Genomic DNA, 17,381 nt, shown 5'->3' with positions numbered 1-17,381 from the left:
TAGGCGGAAATCGGCTTTTTGGTTTTGAAGCTTCTACTCAAAATAGAGGGCATGAAGGGAACGTTTTGCCATTCAGGACGAGATCCGGAAGTGAAAAGCGCTAATCGCCCAAGTTAGCAGGATTGTGCATCCAATCAGTACCGCTGCAAATAGGACAGAATGCTCCAGTAGAAAATTCAGAACTTGCCGTGGCAGAGCAGCTTTAAGCGCCACCAGAGCGGTGCGGTCGCTTGCAATCACTTTACCGTCTTCGATCAAGAAGCTCTCTACCCTTAGCGTTCCTGGCGGCAGGCCAGGCAATTCGAAGCGAGCGGTGAAGAGGGTGCCATTTGAAACCCTGACGCCCTCAAGGTATTCGGCATAGGTTCCCCTGTTCTGCATAGCTTTGACCAATGCCGCAATCTGTCCGGCTTCAACCGGCCGGTGGTTGGCAAACGCTAGTTTGTCTTGCAACCGGATCCTCCCCATCTGATTGGGAGGCTCCAGCGTTTCCAAAGTTCTGGCATGACTTGTCGCTGCTGCATAGTAGGATGGCAAAATGTGGATGCGGCGCAGAGGCTTGGCGCTCCAAATGCCGAAGGATCGCTCCATCTTCGCCAGAAGCCGTGTATGCGGCCGACCGGTTACGACGATGGCAATTTCAGGTTCCTTGCTGCCGACCTGCCGCCCGTCATGTTTGATCGCCCCAATCACTGTCATTGTGGCACCGTCAAAGCCGAGACCCATTCGGATTATCCCGGGCTCGGCCCGGGTGACAATAGGGCCAGCGGCAGCGGTACTGATGTTGAACAGGCATAAGATCAGGGTAATACGCATCCACATGAGGTCACCCTTCCAGCAGGAAATAAGGGTTCGCCGGTGTAAGGAGCAGGCCCGCCGCCAGATTTGCGGCAACTGCCAGGATCAGCAGCGCAAGCAGAAGCCGCATCCGCTCGGGGTTTGTTCGACGGCCGAGTGCTAGCCCGGCAGGAGCCCCAATGGCGCTGGCAACGACTAGCAGCAGTGCAGCGGCGGGATCTACGGCCTGGTATCCTATGGCATAAGCTGCCGTGACAAAAACAGAGCTGAAAAACGTTAGGAAGGCGGTTGTTCCAACTACCACTTTGGCCGGCACCCCGATGAAATAGATCATAGCTGGAATAACGAAGAAGCCTCCGCCAACCCCCAGCATCGACGAAAGCAGGCCAACTGTGCCTCCGGTAGCTGCAATTCGTGGCAAGGAAAGGGGTTTGCCGGAAATTCGGAACATTCGATGCCCAGGGCCGGACAGCACACCGTCGTATGTTTCCAGGGCACCGGCAGTTTGCCCGCGTCCCGCCAGCAAGCTTTCAAACAGCATGGCTCCGCCAATCGCCAGCAGCAGCAGGAAATAGAATAGCTTGATAAAGAGCCCGCCGCTGCCGGACAGCAGGTATAGCAACCCAAAGCCCATAATGTTCCCTGCTACGCTGCAGGCGAGCAGAACGCTGCCCAAGGCAAAGTCAACGCTCCCTTGCCTGAGATTGCCCAGCAGTCCCGCGAAAGATGAGGCAATCACCAGATTGGCAGAAGTGCCCACCGCAATCAGTGGCGGAACACCCAGAAACATCAGTGCAGGCGCCGCGAGGAAGCCGCCGCCAACGCCAAATATACCGGACACCGCGCCAACCGTGAAACCGATCAGCAGAACGGCAGATAGGCTCAAAGAGATTTCGGCAAGCGGCGCATAGAAGGTCACGAGTCACCTGTTTGTTCTGTGAAACCGTTTTTTAATTGACTGATCAATCAACACAAGGCAAATTCTCTGCCACACCCGGCACCTTTGCTGGATGGAACCAATTTGAGGTTCTGGCTGAACTTAGTTTTGCCAGGGCCTACGCCGGAGCCAGCCCGGTAACTCGAACCGCTCCCCGGCCTCTCGGCCGTAAATCAAAATCTTCGCCCCTTGGGACAACCAACAATGACTCGACCCAACATCCTGATTTTCATGGTGGACCAGCTGAATGGAACGCTGTTCCCGGATGGCCCGGCTGACTGGCTGCATGCACCGAATCTGAAGAAACTGGCGGAACGCTCCACCCGGTTCCGCAACGCCTACACAGCATCGCCGCTTTGTGCCCCGGGCCGGGCCAGTTTCATGTCCGGCCAGTTGCCCTCGGCGACCCGGGTCTATGACAATGCCGCCGAATTTGCCTCTTCCATCCCGACCTATGCGCACCACCTGCGCCGGGCAGGCTACTACACATGCTTGTCAGGCAAGATGCATTTCGTCGGCCCCGACCAGCTGCACGGTTTCGAAGACCGGCTAACCACCGATATTTATCCGCCGGATTTCGGCTGGACCCCGGACTACCGCAAGCCGGGTGAGCGGATTGACTGGTGGTATCACAACATGGGCTCGGTCACCGGAGCCGGTATTGCAGAGATCTCCAACCAGATGGAGTTCGACGATGAAGTGGCCTTCCACGCTACCCAGAAGATCTATGACCTGGCCCGCGGCAAGGACGGCCGCCCCTGGGCCCTGACGGTTTCCTTCACCCATCCGCACGATCCCTATGTGACGCGCCGTAAGTACTGGGATCTTTACGAGGACTGCGAGCATCTGCTGCCGGAAGTTGCTGACCTTGGCTATGACAATCAGGACCCGCACGCAAAACGGATCTTTGATGCCAACGACTGGCGCAGCTTTGACATCACCGAGGAGGATATCCGCCGCTCCCGCCGCGCCTATTTTGCCAATATCTCTTACCTCGACGACAAGATCGGTGAGGTGATGGAAGCGCTGGAAAGTACTCAGCAGGAAGCGATCATACTGTTTGTTTCCGATCACGGCGACATGCTGGGTGAGCGCGGGCTTTGGTTCAAGATGAGCTTCTATGAAGGTTCCGCACGCGTGCCGCTGATGGTGGCCGCGCCGCAGATGACCCCGGGGCTGGTTGAGACGCCTGTGTCCAACATTGATGTCTGTCCGACGCTGTGCGACCTGGCCGGCGTCAGCATGGAAGAAGTGATGCCCTGGACCTCGGGTGAAACTTTGGTGCCACTGGGCCAGGGCGAGGTGCGGACCACGCCGGTGGCGATGGAATATGCGGCAGAGGCCTCTTATGCGCCGATGGTTTCGCTGCGACTGGGCCAGTGGAAGTTGAACCTGTGCAACCTGGACCCGGATCAGCTGTTCGACCTTGATGCCGATCCGCATGAGCTGACCAATCTGGCCGACGAACCGGCTCATGGGGAAACCCTTGACCGTCTCAAGGCGATGGCAGCGGAGCGCTGGGATTTAGACCGCTTTGACGCTGAGGTGCGCGAAAGCCAGGCCCGCCGCTGGGTGGTTTATGAGGCGCTGCGTGAGGGCGGCTATTTCCCCTGGGATTACCAGCCGCTGCAAAAGGCCAGCGAACGCTACATGCGCAACCACATGGATTTGAACGTAGTCGAGGAGAACGCCAGATTCCCGCGGGGGGAATAGGCGGAGCGCCAGGAGGGCGCGGGGGCACAGGCCCCCGCAGGAAGGCGCAAAACGTCAAAAAGGGAGACGTGCAATGTCAACGAAATCACCCCTGACAGATCTGCCGATCAAAACGGCAGATCAGGGGTTTTATGAGGGTTTCAGCGTTTACGTGACGGTGATCTCAAAACTGATCGTGGGAGGGCTAGTACTTTGGGCCGTGGCCTTTCCCGACCAGGCCAGCGCCGTGCTGGCGGGGCTCAACGGTCTGATCCTGGCCAATTTCGCGGCCTGGTATGTCTATGTGATGGCAGCCTTTGTTCTCGCTTGTTTTGGTTTGGTCCTTTGGCCTGCAGCGGCGCGCCTGAAACTTGGAAAAGCCAATGATACACCTGAGTTTTCCCGCTTCTCCTGGTTCTCAATGATGTTCGGCGCCGGGATCGGTGTTGGCATGCTAACTTGGGCCATTGCCGAGCCGATCTACCACTTTAAAAACAACCCGGAAGTGATCCAAGGCCTCGCTACGTCTGCAGACATGGACAACTATCTGAACGCCTACAAATGGTCGTTCCTGCATTGGGGCTTCACCGCTTGGGCCTCTTTTGCAATCACTGGTCTGGGTATGGCGTTTTTCGCCTACCGCCGCGGGCTGCCGCTGACCATCCGGTCCGCATTGGCGCCGCTGTTTGGCGAAAGGCTCTCCGGCCCGATTGGCCATGCAATCGATATCTTTGCGGTGATTGCTACCATTCTGGGTGTAGCGCAGATGCTCGGCTTTGGTGTCAACCAGTTTGTATCCAGTATGGCCCGTATCGGCATCGGCGACTGGCTGCTGAACGAAGAGGGTACGGCCTCCAGTCTCGGTATCATTGTCGCTATCGTAATCATCATGGGCGCTTCCACGCTTTCTGCGTTTTCCGGCGTTGGCAAAGGCATTAAGTGGCTGTCCAACATAAATATGGTGCTCAGCACCCTGCTTCTGTGCTTTTTCCTTGTCTTCGGCTCCACCTGGTTCGGGCTCAACGCCTTTTTCAATGGGCTTCTGACCTATATTATGGATCTTCCTGCGATGGTGCTCACCGTCTACCGCGGCGATGGCGTGGAGGGCTCGGTGGCCAGTAAGCTGGAAGGCTGGCAAGGTGCATGGTCTGTTTTCTACTGGGCCTGGTGGGTGGCATTTGCACCTTTCGTTGGTCTCTTCCTGGCGCGCATCTCCAAAGGCCGCACAATTCGAGAATTCGTTATTGGCGCATCAATCGCACCCGCACTGATGTGCTTTGTCTGGTTCTCTTTTGCAGGAGGGACAGCAATTGACTTGGAGCTGAACGGCGGCGCAAATGGTAGTATCTTTTCAGCCCCTGACGGCGACAAGATCTTTGCCATGATTGAGCTAATGCTGTCACCGGCACTAGCTTGGTTGATGGCGGTCCTCATCGTTGTGCTGCTGATGACCTATCTGGTCACCTCGGTCAACTCGGCAGTTCTGATCATCAACACCATCAACGCCGCAGGCGACGAGGGCCCCAAGGCACGTCCTCACATCTTGTTTTGGGGTATCGCTCTTGGCTTGGTCGTTGCCGCTCTGCTGCTGGTCGGCGGACTGAAAGCGATCCAGACTGCCATGGTGATCGGTGCGCTGCCGTTCTCGGTGGTGATGGTTCTGATGTGCATTGCCCTGTTCAAGGCGATTTACCGGGACGGCCAGCGTGAGCGCGCCGGCGAAAAGCCCGGGGCTGCTGGTAGTTTCTCCAGCTAGCCTCGCGGCTCCCCTGCGCGCTTACTCCCATTTCCGCGCGCAGGGGTCCTTTCAGTTAGTTTTGAAGGCCGCTGGCTTTTTATGCAGCACACCGCAGCACCACTTTGAGGTATTGGATTGATCCGTCGTTCCGCAGCAGGCTAGACATGCCTGTATTCAAGGGGACTTTTATGCCGAAAATTGGGATGGAGCCGAAACGGCGCGCAGCGTTAGTGGCGGCAGTGATCGAGGAAATCGGCGAGGCGGGCTCGCTGGACGTTACTGTATCTAAGATAGCTAAGCGCGCCGGTATGAGCAGTGGTTTGGCACATCATTACTTTGGCAGTAAGGATCAGATGCTGATTGCTGCCATGCGGCATATCCTCAGTGTTTTTTCTCAAAGAGTTGTTCAGGGGCTCGCCAAAGCCGACGGACCTCACGAGCGGCTCAAAGCAATTGTCCGCGCCAACTTTGAGGACCACGTTTTTGAGCAGCGTAAGACTTCTGCGTGGCTCAGTTTCTACGGGCTCTCTCAAAGTAACGTAGATGCCGCCCATTTGATGCGAACATATCAAAAACGCATGCGTAGCAACCTTCTGCATGACCTGCGAAAGACGAGCAGTCGCCCGGAGGATGTCGAACGGGCGTTATCCGCCTTGATCGATGGTGTCTATTTGCGGGCGGCGTTGGGTAAGCAAGGGCCAGATCCGCTGGCCGCGGAGACCGTAATCATGGCACTAGATGCGATGCTCTTTCAACAGTAGGCAAAAGACTTCGCAGAGACTTGATGTGCTTCACGGAGGAGGAGACCCATGATGTCGCCAGAAAGCTTCACGGATTGAGCCACGGTCGCCTCCTGCACTGATTAATCGGTAGCGGCTTGCCCGAACATTTGGCTTGGAAAAGATGGCTGCTAGCGGCAGCCGTAACGTCGGCTTTTCCCTAGGGCGCCTATGAGTTCCTTCCCGTACACGTGCACCTTCTACTGTTTGGCTGGGTGAGCAATGCGATTTACGGCCTGTTCTACGCAGCCTTTCCCACTGCGGCCAAAACCCGGATTGCAATGTTGCATTTTCTGGCCGCAACAGCCGGAGCAATTCTTCTGCCTCTTGGGTTTGTCCCATTCATCGGTGAAATGATCATCGGCCTTCTTTAGACTGGCGCGACCTTCGCAATGCTGTCCGCAGCCCTGTTTATTTGGTCCGTCATCCGATCTCTCAAGACCGGCTAGTCCCCCAACATCACCCAAAAACTGTCGGATACCGGGCGCCTGCGATTTTGCTCATGCAAATGGCGAACGGGCCGGCCGGACCACTTGCTAGATATTGCCGCAAAGGAAATGAAATGCCCAAGATCACCTATGTTGAGCACAACGGTATCAGCCACGTCGTCGAAGTCGCCAACGGGTTCACCGTCATGGAAGGCGCACGTGACAACAATGTACCTGGAATTGATGCGACATGCGGAGGTGCTTGCGCTTGCTCAACATGTCACGTGTACGTTGATCCGCAGTGGTCCTCAAAGCTGCCGGTCAAGGGAAGCAGCGAAGAAGAGGTGCTCGATTTTGCTTTTGAACCTGACCCTGCGCGTTCCCGCCTATCCTGCCAGCTGACAGTGGCGGCAGAACTTGACGGACTTCTTGTTCAGCTTCCCGAGAGCCAAGCCTGACTTAGACAGATACCCAAAAGGGATCGCAAGCGTGCGGTCCCCTTTAGGAAGCCAGCCTAGATTTAACAAAGACCGTGTCCTGCAGCAAAACGGAAGCGCGGGGCTGCCCAAGCCGCATGTGCGGCGAAAGTCCGCAAAGTCCCGGCCTCCGACCTTGTACGGGCAGCTGTTTGAAATAGATTTGCCATCCTTCGGCAGATGACTACCTCTGGTGAAAGGGGCTTGCCATGAACTCTGGAAACCGGACGCGCCGATATACAGTTTTTGGCTTCGCAGCATTTGTTGCAGGGCTGTTCTTTCCGCGAAAAGGTGAAACCGCCGGGCTGACCCCGCGCGCGACCGAAGGACCGTTTTATCCAAAGCCCTCCATGAGGATGGCAGATGCTGACAACGATCTGGTCAAAATCGCCGGTCTTGTCAGTGAGGCTGGCGGGGAAGTGATTTCATTGAAGGGCCAGGTGACAAACGAAACCGGCACTCCGCTCGCCGGGCTTCGCATTGAAATCTGGCAATGCGACATGAACGGGAGATACCTGCATCCAGGCGACAATCGTTCTGTCGCGCGCGATCAGGGATTCCAGGGTTTCGGTCATGACGTTACCGATCACAACGGTCACTATAGATTCCGAACCATCAAGCCAACGCGCTACCCGGGGCGCACGCCGCATATCCATGTGAAGATACTTGAAGATGACCAGGAACTGCTGACCACTCAGTTCTATCTCAAAGGTCACCCGGGGAATAACCGTGATGGCCTTTACCAGCGCATGACCGCCAAGCAGGCGGAAGCCGTTTCGATGGAACTCGTTGAAGGTCCAAACGGACGGGAAGCAACCGTGAATGTCGTGGTCTAGCCGGGCCAGCCGGAGGTGCTGATCAACTAAACAGGGATTGCGAGCAGAGGGGAGCCATTCGCGAATTGAACGTGAGACGGAGTTTTACCCGCTGCCTTCAGACCTCAGTTCAGCGCGAGGAGCGGTCGCGCTCAATATCGAGAACTGCGTTGTATTCGTTTTCGGGTTCCATCCAGGCTTTTAGGATCGCGCCCTCCGATATGTCATGCCCTGCAACCTGTTCAGGCGACAGCAGTACGAGCCGCTGGTTCGCCATCAGCGCGCCGCCCCGCGTGTCGCCAAAGACCACCTGCACGTAGGTTTTGTTGGGTGCAAACAGGCGGAGATAGGGGTCCGCCGGGGTGCCAACATTCAGCACTTCGGCCGTTTCCATGATCCAATCCGGCCCGATGTCCCGGTATTCAGGGCCGCTCATCGCAGCGAGCGCACTGCTGATCATCATGCCGGCAGATGTGGCCGTCACCAGAGCGCCAATGGTAAGCTGAAGCAGGCCCGCGCTAAGCCCGATCTGATCCGGCCAGCTGGCCAGCCGCATCAATGAACGGCCAGGCAGATAAATCACTTCAACCTGATCGCCTGGCTCGATTCCCTTCCAGAGGACAACGGGGGCCACTTCTTTTTCGGACAAGATCTTCCCGCCATCGCTGCGTTCATACCGTAGATAATGATACTTGGTGGGCTTTGTATGGTGCCGGTCATCCCTGTCGACATAACCCTTTCTCAGCCACTTTCGAGTGACGGTGGCATGCCCTTTCACACCGGATTTTTTGAGAAGCGCCGCTTTTACGTAGTTCCGGAAGCCGAGCAGGATCAAAAGCAGGCCAAATGCGCAGGCCAATGCTGCAGCGATCAGGGGTGACCAGTTGAAAAGGATATCGGCGACCGGGTCGCCAGGCTGAAACATTTCCTCGTTCACCGGTCCAACACTCCCATTCCGACTGTCCCGCAGAGACTGTACGGGCGGTTTCAGCCATCGCTCAAGCTAAACCGTGAACGAGGCGGTGAAGGGTAGGAAAGAACGCTCTCCGGACGCTACCCATCAAGTAGTTTCTCACCCTCTTCCGGTTCCTTGAAGCATGGCTGCCTCCCATATACCCAGATCTCGTGATGACCGTCTCGGTACGCATCCACCATTGCCAGGCGGATGATGTCGGAGGGTTGGGTATCCAGCCGGTGCGCGACGTCGTGGATCCTGTCGTAGAGCGCAAGGGGCAGTCTGAAGCTCTTCTTGAAGCTCTTCATGTGCTCCAGATGAAACGGATCACTGGCCGTGGCTGCGCCAGCCGATACATTTCGCTTGGCTATCTTGATGCTGTGGTCCTGAACCTGGAATTTGTACGGTCTGTAACGACCGTACTCCGTGAAATGCTTCATGGTCCATTGCGCCGCCGCGCTAGCGAGTTCCTTCGGGTCGTTCCGATCCAGCCAATCAGTGACCTTCCGGACCATTTCAGGTGCAGGCAAGTGGTAATGCGCTGGCAGGTTCACTGTCGTCATCCTGGTTGGAGCCTTCCGCGGTCGGCCAGGTTTGCGTCGCTTCGTATGGTTTTCTTCGACTGCGTCCTGGATAGTCTTTTGCGCCTTCATCTTCGTTACGCCCTTGTTGGTCAAAAAAGGCAGTCGTTGGGTCGGGATATTTTATGATATGTATATACCTATCATAAAATATCCAACCTGAAGGGAATTTTCACCCTCGCCTTTGCTACGTTTCTGTGTTCGCCCATCAAAGCGCCAAGCGTTTGCCTTCCTTTGGTGGACACAGAGCCTATCGACGGCTACTGACGGAACGTCCTCTTTCTGTCAGCCCTGGGTGAATAGCTGGTAGCCTGGGTGGGCGACGGCGCACAGGCTGGTGATCGGGGCATCTCCAATCCAGGTGGTCCGCTCCATGACGAACAGAGCATCGCCGGCTTTGCTCTGGAGGATGTCACTGTCGCTTGCTGTGCCGGGGCGGGCATAGAGGCGCAGGTCGCAGCGGCTGTAGGGACGATTTCGGACCAGCCATTCATTGGCGCTTTCGCGGGTCAGGTCGACAGAGGTGATCTCAGGCACGGTCTCCAGGCAGATCCAGCGGTCCTCGAAGATATAGGGGCGGCTGTCGGCCAGGTGCAGGGCCTCGACCCGCAGCATCGGGCGGGGTTCCGGCAGGCCGAAGTTGGCCATGATGGCCGGGCTGGAGGTTTGCACCATCTGCCGGATCAGCTGGTAGCCGTAGGTGCCGCCCTTCTGTTCGACCTCAAGCCGGGTAATCGGGATGTTGAGCGTTGCGCGGGTGACCGGATCGCGCTGCACCATGGTGCCGCCCTTGCGGCGCCGTTCTACCATCCCGCTTTGGGCCAGGTCGCGCATCGCCCGGTGCACGGTGGAGCGGGCGCAGCCGAAGCGGGCAGCAAACTCCTCGTCCCGCGGCAGCTTGTCCCCCGGCCCGTAAGTGGAGTTCAGGATCATCTCCCGGATGCTGTCCCGGATTGCCACCCAGGAATGCCGTCGTTTTTCCGTCATCGTCTTCCCCAGGCCAAACGGGAAAATGTGTTCCGCCGCTCCATATTGCATTCTGCGCGGAAAGGCGAATTCGTACCGCGCAACCGTGATTGACAATAATATGTAGCTACATATTAATGTAAAGCGCGTACAAAAATAAATCTGCGCTGCTGTCACCGGCCCACCGCAGATGCACCAACAGACGGAGGACTGGAGACATGGAAAGACGCGCATTTTTGAAAGCCGGCGCAATCGGCGCAGCAGCAGCCACGCTGGCCAGCCCGGCCGTTGCCCAGGGCAAGATGCAGTGGAAGATGGTCACGGCCTGGCCCAAGAACCTGCCTGGGCCGGGTGTGGCGGCGCAGATGCTGGCCGACCGGATCACCACCCTTTCAGGTGGCAGGATCGAGGTGAAGCTGTTTGCCGCGGGCGAACTCGTGCCAGGCCGCGGTGTTTTCGACGCGGTCTCCGAAGGAACTGCGGAACTGTACCACGCGGTGCCGGCTTATTGGGGCTCCAAGTCCAAGGGTATTCTGCTGTTCGGCTCACAGCCGTTCGGCCTGCGTGCGGATGAGCAGTTCGGCTGGCTGTATCATGGCGGCGGCCAGGCGCTTTATGACGAGATGTACGGGCGTTTCGGCATCAAACCGTTCCTGTGCGGCAACTCCGGCCCGCAGTGGGGCGGCTGGTTCAAGACAGAGATCAACTCTGCCGAAGACCTGAAGGGGCTGAAGTTCCGCACCACCGGCCTGGCTTCGGAAATGGCTTCGAAACTGGGCATGGCGGCTGAGGCCACCAGCGGTCCGGCGATGTTCCAAGGCCTGCAGACCGGGGCGCTGGATGCGGGGGAGTTCATCGGTCCCTGGACCGACAGCGCGCTGGGCTATTACCAAGTGGCCAAGAACTACTACTGGCCGGGCGTGGGTGAGCCGTCTTCGGCTGAGGAATGCGGCGTCAATGCCAGCGTTTTCGCGGAACTGCCCGATGACCTGAAACAGGTCGTGTCGCTGGCCTGCGAGAGCCTCTACAACCCGGTTTGGACCGAATACACCACCAAACACGCGCTGGCCCTCAAGAAGATGGTCGACGAGGACGGTGTGCAGGTGAAGATGTTCCCCGAGGATGTGATTGCCGCAATGGGCGCTGCCGCCAAGGAAGTGATTGCGGAGCTGCAGGACGACGAGGACGAGCTGGTGCGCCGCATCACGCAAAGCTTCCTGTCCTACCGTGACAGCGTTGGCGGCTACATGAGCTATGCCGACAACGGCCAGATGAACGCCCGTGCCTCGGTGATGGGCTACTAAGGCTGCAAGGACGGCCGGCGCCCGCTGCAGCGGGTGCCGGTTTTTTGATGGAGAGAGAGCGGGATGCAACGGGTTGCAGATGCGCTAGACGGTGTGAACCGGGGGCTGGCGCATGTGGTGCGGTGGCTGGCGCTGATCATGGTGCTGGCACAGTTTGCCATCGTTGTCGGGCGCTATGTGTTCGGGGTGAACTCCATCGCCGCGCAGGAAAGCGTTCTGTACATGCACGCGGCCCTGTTCATGCTGGCTGCGGGCTATACGCTGCTGGTCGACAAGCACGTTCGGGTGGATGTGTTTTACGCCGGCCTCAGCCGCCGGGCGCAGCGCCGCATCGACATCTTCGGGCATCTGTTCCTGCTGCTGCCCTCGATGGCGGCGCTGCTGTACTGGTCCTGGCCGTCAGTGCGAAATTCCTGGGCCATCCTTGAGGGCCCGTTGGCGGTTGGCGGCCTTGAGGCCGTGTTCCTGCTGAAATCGCTGATCCCGGCCTTCTGCGTGCTGGTGATGCTGCAGTCCCTGGCGCTGCTGTTCCGCCTGTTTTCCGAAAGTGATGCCTGATGGCTGCCTATCTCGACCTGATCATGTTCGCCGCATTGATGGCAGCGATTCTCATGGGATTTCCGGTCGCTTTTTCCATCGCCGGTGTGGCGGTGGCATTTGCCTATCTCGGCTGGGTGCTGGGGGTGATGGACATCTCGCTGCTGGGGGCGCTGGGCCAGCGGGCCTTTGGCCTTTTGAGCAATGAGGTGCTGATCGCCATTCCGCTGTTTGTGCTGATGGGTGCGATCCTGGAGAAGAGCCGTATCGCAGAAGAGCTCTTGGACACCATGGGGCGGCTGTTCGGCCAGCTAAAGGGCGGCCTGGGCATTTCGGTCGTGCTGGTGGGGGCGCTGCTGGCGGCCTCGACCGGCATTGTCGGCGCGACGGTTGTGGCGATGGGCATGATTGCACTGCCGGCCATGCTGCGCGCAGGCTATGACCCGCGGGTCGCTTCGGGCATTGTCTGCACCGCTGGCACGCTGGGCCAGATCATTCCGCCCTCGACGCTTTTGATCATTCTCGCTGACGTGATGTCGAACGCCTACCAGCAGGCCCAGTACGAGCAGGGCAAGTTCTCGGTCGAGGCGCTGTCAGTGGGCCAGTTCTTTGCCGCGGCGCTGGTGCCGGGGCTCGTGCTGGTGGTGCTTTATCTTCTGTATATCCTGATCCGCGGCCTGCTGCGGCCCCAGGATATGCCGTCGGCGCCACCCGGCGTGGCCCGCCCGAACGGCGGCGAAATTGTGCGCGCGGTGGTGCCGCCGATTCTGCTGATCTTTGCCGTGCTCGGCGCCATCCTGGGCGGCGTCGCCACCCCGACGGAAGCCGCGTCAGTGGGCGGCATCGGTGCCCTGCTGATGGCGGGCGCGCGGGCGGGCGGCCCGACCCGGCTGATCCTGTTCGGCGCGGCGGCGCTGATCCTTCTGGGAATCCTATCCGGTGTGCACCCGGTGCGACTGCAGCGCAGTGACCTGGGCGCCGGCGATTTGGCGGCGGGTGTCTTCTATGCGCTGCTTGCGGGGGCTGGTGGCATTGCTATCCTGGCTGCCCTGCGCAGCGGGCTGCAGAAACGCATCCTGCATGATGCCGTGACCTCAACCGCCACGATGACGGCGATGATCTTTGCCACTATTCTGGCGGCGGGTATGTTCTCCCTGGTGTTCATCGGCCTGGGCGGCGAGGAACGGGTGGCGCATTTCCTGGGCAACATGCACGGCGGCCCGACCGGGGCGCTGCTGTTTTGCATGCTGTTCATCTTTGTGCTGGGCTTCTTTCTCGATTTCGTCGAGATCTCGGTCATCGTGCTGCCGCTGGTGACGCCCGCCCTGATCCTGATGGGGCATGATCCGGTTTGGCTGGGGATCCTGATTGCGATCAACCTGCAGACCAGTTTCCTAACGCCGCCGTTCGGCTTTTCGCTGTTCTACCTGCGCGGTGCGGCCCCGAAAGAAATCACCACCAGCCAGATATATCAAGGAGTGGTGCCGTTCATCGGGCTGCAGGCGCTGGGTGTTCTGCTGGTCTGGCTGATACCCGGTCTTGCGACCTGGCTGCCCTCCGCAATTTTCTGACGCCGGGTTCCTTTGCCACTTCGTTGAAAGCTAGTCGGAAGGACGGTGAGGTGCGGAACTCAAAAAGTGGAGGCATTAGCCAAGGGGCTAACCTGCCTGGACGGTGGCTTGCGAGGCAGGGTTGCCGTCTGCGGTCTTGCCGCTGGCGTAGCGCAGCTCCGCACTGCCATCGAAGATTGCAAACTCAAGGCTGTAGCATTTGGGCTCCACTTTCAAGATCATCATCAGGCCCCTTTCAGAACAGAACCCCGGGTGGGCGAAAAAAAGGCGGTTCTTAGGTCGTGCTCTTGGTGATGTTTGGTAGGTGTGTTCCATGCAGCACCTCTTGACATCACAAAAATTGACAGTGTTTAATGTCATAATGTGCGGCAGGAGGCGTTATGGAACTCGCCGAATTCATCGATGACAAGATCTTCGCGCCTGAGAAGATGGCAAGCATTTTGCGCACAACGCAATCTGAAATTGCAGCCACTATTGGTCTGTCTCGCGATGCTTTTGCCAGAAAAGATCGCTTAAAGTCTGTTCGCACACAAACGCGGCTGCGCGAGATGCTGGAAATCCTAAACCGCGTCGAGAGGTTTACCGGCTCCCCTTTGGCTGCCTATGCTTGGATGCGATCAGAACCGATTATTGGTTTCGGTGGACAAACAGCAGAAGAGCTCATTCGGCAGGGTAAGGCCGACCGTGTTCGACGCTACCTGGATCACGTCGCGGCTGGTGGCTACGCCTGAGCATGCAGCATAAAGGCTCGCTGTTTAGAGCACATAATCCTTATTGGTCCTGGGATCCTGTGTCTGGAGAGGGTGCTCGCATCAATGGCGGGCGCTTCAATAAAATTGGCGTCCCAGCTCTGTATATGGCCGAGAACGTTTTGACGGCTATTCGGGAGGCTAGTCCGTTGGGGCGACCAATGGAGCCAATCACCATCTGTGAATATCAAGTTGATTGCGGACCTGTGTTTGATGCAACCGACCCCGCGCTACTTGCAAAACATGGGATCGAGTTCCGTCATCTTGAGTGTCCGAACTGGATGGATGAAATGCTGGGTGGCGGAAGTCCCGATTCTCACAAGGTTTCTGATCAATTGATCGCTGAAGGATTTGCCGGAATTCGCGTTCGAAGCTTCGCCAGGGCGTCGACAGATCTTGATGTTAACGTCGTGTTATGGCGATGGGGCGACACGCCTCCAGAAATGATCAAGGTTGTTGATAACAACAGGCGCCTGCCAGACCCACCTGCCAGTCTTTGAGTTTTATGAGCGATACCTGAACTGTGGTGGTGTAGATGACCAGCGTGGTTGAGGTGGGCCTGAGTGTCCAGTGGCCTTCAGGCGCTTTAGCGGATGGTCAGCTTAGAAACAAAAATGGTTTCTGAACTAGAAAGATCGAGGCTGGTGAGAGACTTTGGCCTGCTCGCCCCTCTTGCTTTTATTGCTCCCAACCGGGAGATCTTGGTCAGCTTCTCATTCCAGTGAGGGCCAGCAGGCGCTCTTTGATGTCACCATCAATCATGTTGGCAGCCTGAAGTAGCGCCTCTGAACACATCGGTCCCCTTTGAAAAGCCTCGTTCCAAACACGCTGAAGTTCATATGGCCGATCTTGGAGCAGCACTTCGACGAGCACTTGGGCTTGAGCCAAGTCTTTGCGCGTCTCGGCCTGGCTCTGGGCAGTAGCGATGCGCATTTGAGAAGCGATAAGCTTATACACCGCGTAACGCTCCGGCGCAGGCACGTTGACCGGAACACCAATACCGTGGAGGGCAACTGCGTTGATTTTCCCTTTGATGAGGAAGCCCAGACAACGGGCGATCTCGTCATCACCTTGGATCGCATTCCGCTCTGCTATATGGCCGCGGCGCTCAGAGCCCGCTAGGGCGCGCAGGAAACAGACAGAGAACTCTTCCTGAGTTTCAGACCCGAGCACATAATTCAGGGGCTTCGTGCTGTCGAACGCTTGAGGTGCAAGTCGAAATCTCTCGTCGACACGGTGCAGGTGGGACAGAAGATCGCCCTTGATATGATTATCCGCGTAGATAGAGATTGAGTGGAGTTCGGCGGGATCAGAAGTCTGAGCAGCCCTCTTGTTGAAACGAACGCCCAGCATCGGACCGTAGGTCTGGAACGCGAGGGTGCCAACGACAACAGCCTGTAGACGGAATACGCCCGCTTCAGAGAGGGCCGAAAGAACTTTGCCACTCATAGCGTCTGGCGCCGGTAATCCTGCCGCCCTCAGCGCTCGGATCATGGAGATGCGGTCCTTGCGGATGCGTTTGAGATCGCGCAATTCATCCACTCGCTGACGTACAGCGCTGGTGTCGGGACCAAGATAGAGGTCTTTACGTGAACCTGTTCCAGCAGAAGAGGTCTTGAAATACCAATAATCGCGACCCTTCACGGATCTCTTGTATGGCGTGCCGCCAGCTTCGAGCAGCTCTCCGTAAGAGCCACCCCAATTGCGGTCGACCACATCAGCATAAAGCGTCTGGAGTGACACAGGCAGCCATTCGACCAAGGTTCAACTCCCTGAAGCAACAAGTGATACCGAAATTTTTAGCAAAGTGTCTGTAACACACTTATGGAGAAGGTGTGAATGCAAGTACCAAAGGGAATCCAACTTGCTTGCGACATCGACAAATCCTCTTTACCCCAGTCGGAGCCACGTTCGCCGAATTTTTCTCCGCACTTGATGTTCCAGCCGCCAGCGCCCTGTCGCTGGTTTCTACTGTGATACCTACCCGTTTTTCGACTGCGGGAACTGCCTGACATGATCAAGTTTCTAATGCTGCTAGTGTTCTTTGATGTCAGGACAGCGGTGCGGTAAGCACACCAATGGTGCAGAAAATTGGATGCTGCCGGGTCGTTATGGTATTCCCGGGGCATGATCCAGCCCCACCATTGATCTTCAGAACCCGATTTCCAGGCAAAGGAACGACATCATGAAAACCGTAGACAAGGCCATGCTTCTGCTGCGTCAGTTTTCGCTCGAAAACCTTGAGATCGGATTGAATGACCTGGCACGCGCTACTGGCCAGGACAAGGCAGTGACCCGCAGGTTGCTGCTATCACTCAGCAAGCACGGATTCATTGAGCAGAACCCGGAGAACCGGAAGTACAGGCTCGGGCATGGTTTCTTGTCTCTCGCCCGGCTGAGGGAAGCCACGGTGCCCATGGTCCAGGCAACGCAAGTCGTGACACAGTGGCTCTCTGCAAATGCAAATGAAACCGTGCATGTCGGTATCCCCAGCGAAACCGGAATGTCGACGGCTTCTTACACGCTGCCTGCGCGGGGGAATGTGATCAACCTGCGGCCTGCGGATACGTATCCGTTTCATTCTTCTTCATCCGGGCTGGCCTTCCTTTCCTTCTGCTCAGAAGAAACCCGAGAGCGTATTCTGAAGCTGAAACGGGAAAAGCTGACGCGATTTACGGTCACTGAGGAAGATGAACTGCTGGGCCTCATCGCCGAAACCCGAGGCCGGGGCTATTCCTGCAGCCGCAACACGGTTGAGGTCGGAGTGGCCAGCGTGGCGATGCCATTTTTTGCAGACGGCAAGGATCCGGCGGGAACCGTCGCAATAGCCGTTCCCGACCTGAACTTGGACGACGCCCGACAGGTGGAACTGGCAGCGCTGCTGAGGACCGCTATCGACAAGCTGGAAACCGCGCTTACGGGCGCGCCGTCTTGCAAGGTTACTGGCATCGAACCGAGCATTTCATAGCGGTGCTATAAACGCACCAATGGTGCGAAAAATTTTGAAAAACCAATTCTGTCTGTCAGAAGATTTGCAGCAGAGCGGGTAAGGCCC

At 57.6% G+C, this 17,381-nt stretch carries 18 protein-coding genes; 11 read left to right on the top strand and 7 right to left on the bottom strand.

The window, feature by feature from the left end; genetic code table 11:
* Nucleotides 1–72: 72 nt before the first annotated feature.
* Both ACXAEK_RS03340 and ACXAEK_RS03335 read right to left on the bottom strand, forming a co-directional pair.
* The gene (locus ACXAEK_RS03340) at nucleotides 73–816 is read right to left on the bottom strand and encodes a TIGR02186 family protein (protein ID WP_475039923.1); all 744 of its coding nucleotides are present in this window, start codon (nucleotides 814–816) and stop codon (nucleotides 73–75) included.
* Nucleotides 817–826: 10 nt separating this feature from the next.
* Nucleotides 827–1,717 carry a sulfite exporter TauE/SafE family protein gene (locus tag ACXAEK_RS03335; RefSeq protein ID WP_475039922.1) on the bottom strand — a complete coding sequence of 297 codons (891 nt, stop codon included), beginning with the start codon at nucleotides 1,715–1,717 and terminating at the stop codon, nucleotides 827–829.
* Between the two features lie 222 nt (nucleotides 1,718–1,939).
* Between ACXAEK_RS03335 and betC the strand changes: the two genes are divergently transcribed.
* The 5 genes from betC (at nucleotide 1,940) to ACXAEK_RS03310 (ending at nucleotide 7,684) form a co-directional block, all read left to right on the top strand.
* Entirely contained in the window at nucleotides 1,940–3,448 is a 1,509-nt protein-coding gene (gene betC, locus ACXAEK_RS03330) for a choline-sulfatase (protein WP_475039921.1), read from the top strand.
* 73 nt (nucleotides 3,449–3,521) lie between these two features.
* A complete protein-coding gene (locus tag ACXAEK_RS03325; protein WP_475039920.1) occupies nucleotides 3,522–5,183 on the top strand; it encodes a BCCT family transporter in 1,662 nt (553 codons plus the stop codon).
* A 170-nt stretch (nucleotides 5,184–5,353) separates the two neighbouring features.
* Complete coding sequence (betI, locus tag ACXAEK_RS03320; protein WP_475045172.1) at nucleotides 5,354–5,926, top strand: choline-binding transcriptional repressor BetI; 573 nt, start codon at nucleotides 5,354–5,356, stop codon at nucleotides 5,924–5,926.
* Between the two features lie 580 nt (nucleotides 5,927–6,506).
* On the top strand, nucleotides 6,507–6,830 hold the full coding sequence (locus ACXAEK_RS03315; protein ID WP_475039919.1) for a 2Fe-2S iron-sulfur cluster-binding protein: 324 nt from the start codon (nucleotides 6,507–6,509) through the stop codon (nucleotides 6,828–6,830).
* Nucleotides 6,831–7,057: 227 nt separating this feature from the next.
* The gene (locus ACXAEK_RS03310) at nucleotides 7,058–7,684 is read left to right on the top strand and encodes a dioxygenase family protein (RefSeq protein ID WP_475039918.1); all 627 of its coding nucleotides are present in this window, start codon (nucleotides 7,058–7,060) and stop codon (nucleotides 7,682–7,684) included.
* A gap of 109 nt (nucleotides 7,685–7,793) precedes the next feature.
* Here ACXAEK_RS03310 and ACXAEK_RS03305 read toward each other — a convergent pair whose 3' ends face one another.
* The 3 genes from ACXAEK_RS03305 to ACXAEK_RS03295 form a co-directional block, all read right to left on the bottom strand.
* Nucleotides 7,794–8,600 carry a DUF3592 domain-containing protein gene (locus tag ACXAEK_RS03305; protein WP_475039917.1) on the bottom strand — a complete coding sequence of 269 codons (807 nt, stop codon included), beginning with the start codon at nucleotides 8,598–8,600 and terminating at the stop codon, nucleotides 7,794–7,796.
* Nucleotides 8,601–8,716: 116 nt separating this feature from the next.
* Nucleotides 8,717–9,181 (bottom strand): hypothetical protein, encoded by a 465-nt coding sequence (locus ACXAEK_RS03300; protein ID WP_475039916.1) that lies wholly within the window; start codon nucleotides 9,179–9,181, stop codon nucleotides 8,717–8,719.
* Nucleotides 9,182–9,484: 303 nt separating this feature from the next.
* A complete protein-coding gene (locus ACXAEK_RS03295) occupies nucleotides 9,485–10,186 on the bottom strand; it encodes a GntR family transcriptional regulator (protein WP_475039915.1) in 702 nt (233 codons plus the stop codon).
* A 197-nt stretch (nucleotides 10,187–10,383) separates the two neighbouring features.
* Between ACXAEK_RS03295 and ACXAEK_RS03290 the strand changes: the two genes are divergently transcribed.
* The 3 genes from ACXAEK_RS03290 to ACXAEK_RS03280 all read left to right on the top strand — a co-directional run bounded on the left by ACXAEK_RS03290 (nucleotide 10,384) and on the right by ACXAEK_RS03280 (nucleotide 13,577).
* Entirely contained in the window at nucleotides 10,384–11,469 is a 1,086-nt protein-coding gene (locus ACXAEK_RS03290) for a TRAP transporter substrate-binding protein (protein WP_475039914.1), read from the top strand.
* 63 nt (nucleotides 11,470–11,532) lie between these two features.
* Nucleotides 11,533–12,027: a TRAP transporter small permease subunit gene (locus ACXAEK_RS03285; protein ID WP_475039913.1), complete on the top strand. Its 495-nt coding sequence runs from the start codon at nucleotides 11,533–11,535 to the stop codon at nucleotides 12,025–12,027.
* Complete coding sequence (locus ACXAEK_RS03280; protein ID WP_475039912.1) at nucleotides 12,027–13,577, top strand: TRAP transporter large permease; 1,551 nt, start codon at nucleotides 12,027–12,029, stop codon at nucleotides 13,575–13,577. Before ACXAEK_RS03285 ends, ACXAEK_RS03280 begins: the two co-directional genes overlap by 1 nt.
* 87 nt (nucleotides 13,578–13,664) lie before the next feature.
* Here the strand turns inward: ACXAEK_RS03280 and ACXAEK_RS03275 are convergent, their stop codons facing one another.
* A complete protein-coding gene (locus ACXAEK_RS03275) occupies nucleotides 13,665–13,802 on the bottom strand; it encodes a hypothetical protein (RefSeq protein ID WP_475039911.1) in 138 nt (45 codons plus the stop codon).
* A gap of 155 nt (nucleotides 13,803–13,957) precedes the next feature.
* Here ACXAEK_RS03275 and ACXAEK_RS03270 point away from each other — a divergent pair, with 155 nt between their 5' ends.
* Nucleotides 13,958–14,308 (top strand): MbcA/ParS/Xre antitoxin family protein, encoded by a 351-nt coding sequence (locus ACXAEK_RS03270; RefSeq protein WP_475039910.1) that lies wholly within the window; start codon nucleotides 13,958–13,960, stop codon nucleotides 14,306–14,308.
* A 2-nt stretch (nucleotides 14,309–14,310) separates the two neighbouring features.
* The gene (locus ACXAEK_RS03265) at nucleotides 14,311–14,826 is read left to right on the top strand and encodes an RES family NAD+ phosphorylase (RefSeq protein WP_475039909.1); all 516 of its coding nucleotides are present in this window, start codon (nucleotides 14,311–14,313) and stop codon (nucleotides 14,824–14,826) included.
* A 205-nt stretch (nucleotides 14,827–15,031) separates the two neighbouring features.
* Here the strand turns inward: ACXAEK_RS03265 and ACXAEK_RS03260 are convergent, their stop codons facing one another.
* Nucleotides 15,032–16,087 (bottom strand): GSU2403 family nucleotidyltransferase fold protein, encoded by a 1,056-nt coding sequence (locus ACXAEK_RS03260; RefSeq protein WP_475039908.1) that lies wholly within the window; start codon nucleotides 16,085–16,087, stop codon nucleotides 15,032–15,034.
* Between the two features lie 424 nt (nucleotides 16,088–16,511).
* Between ACXAEK_RS03260 and ACXAEK_RS03255 the strand changes: the two genes are divergently transcribed.
* Nucleotides 16,512–17,294 carry an IclR family transcriptional regulator gene (locus ACXAEK_RS03255; protein ID WP_475039907.1) on the top strand — a complete coding sequence of 261 codons (783 nt, stop codon included), beginning with the start codon at nucleotides 16,512–16,514 and terminating at the stop codon, nucleotides 17,292–17,294.
* Nucleotides 17,295–17,381 lie beyond the last annotated feature (87 nt).

This window comes from Leisingera sp. ABM4_101 (assembly GCF_056158725.1).
The sequence above is the reverse complement of the archived record's forward strand: the minus strand, read 5'-3'. Positions and strand labels throughout refer to the sequence as shown.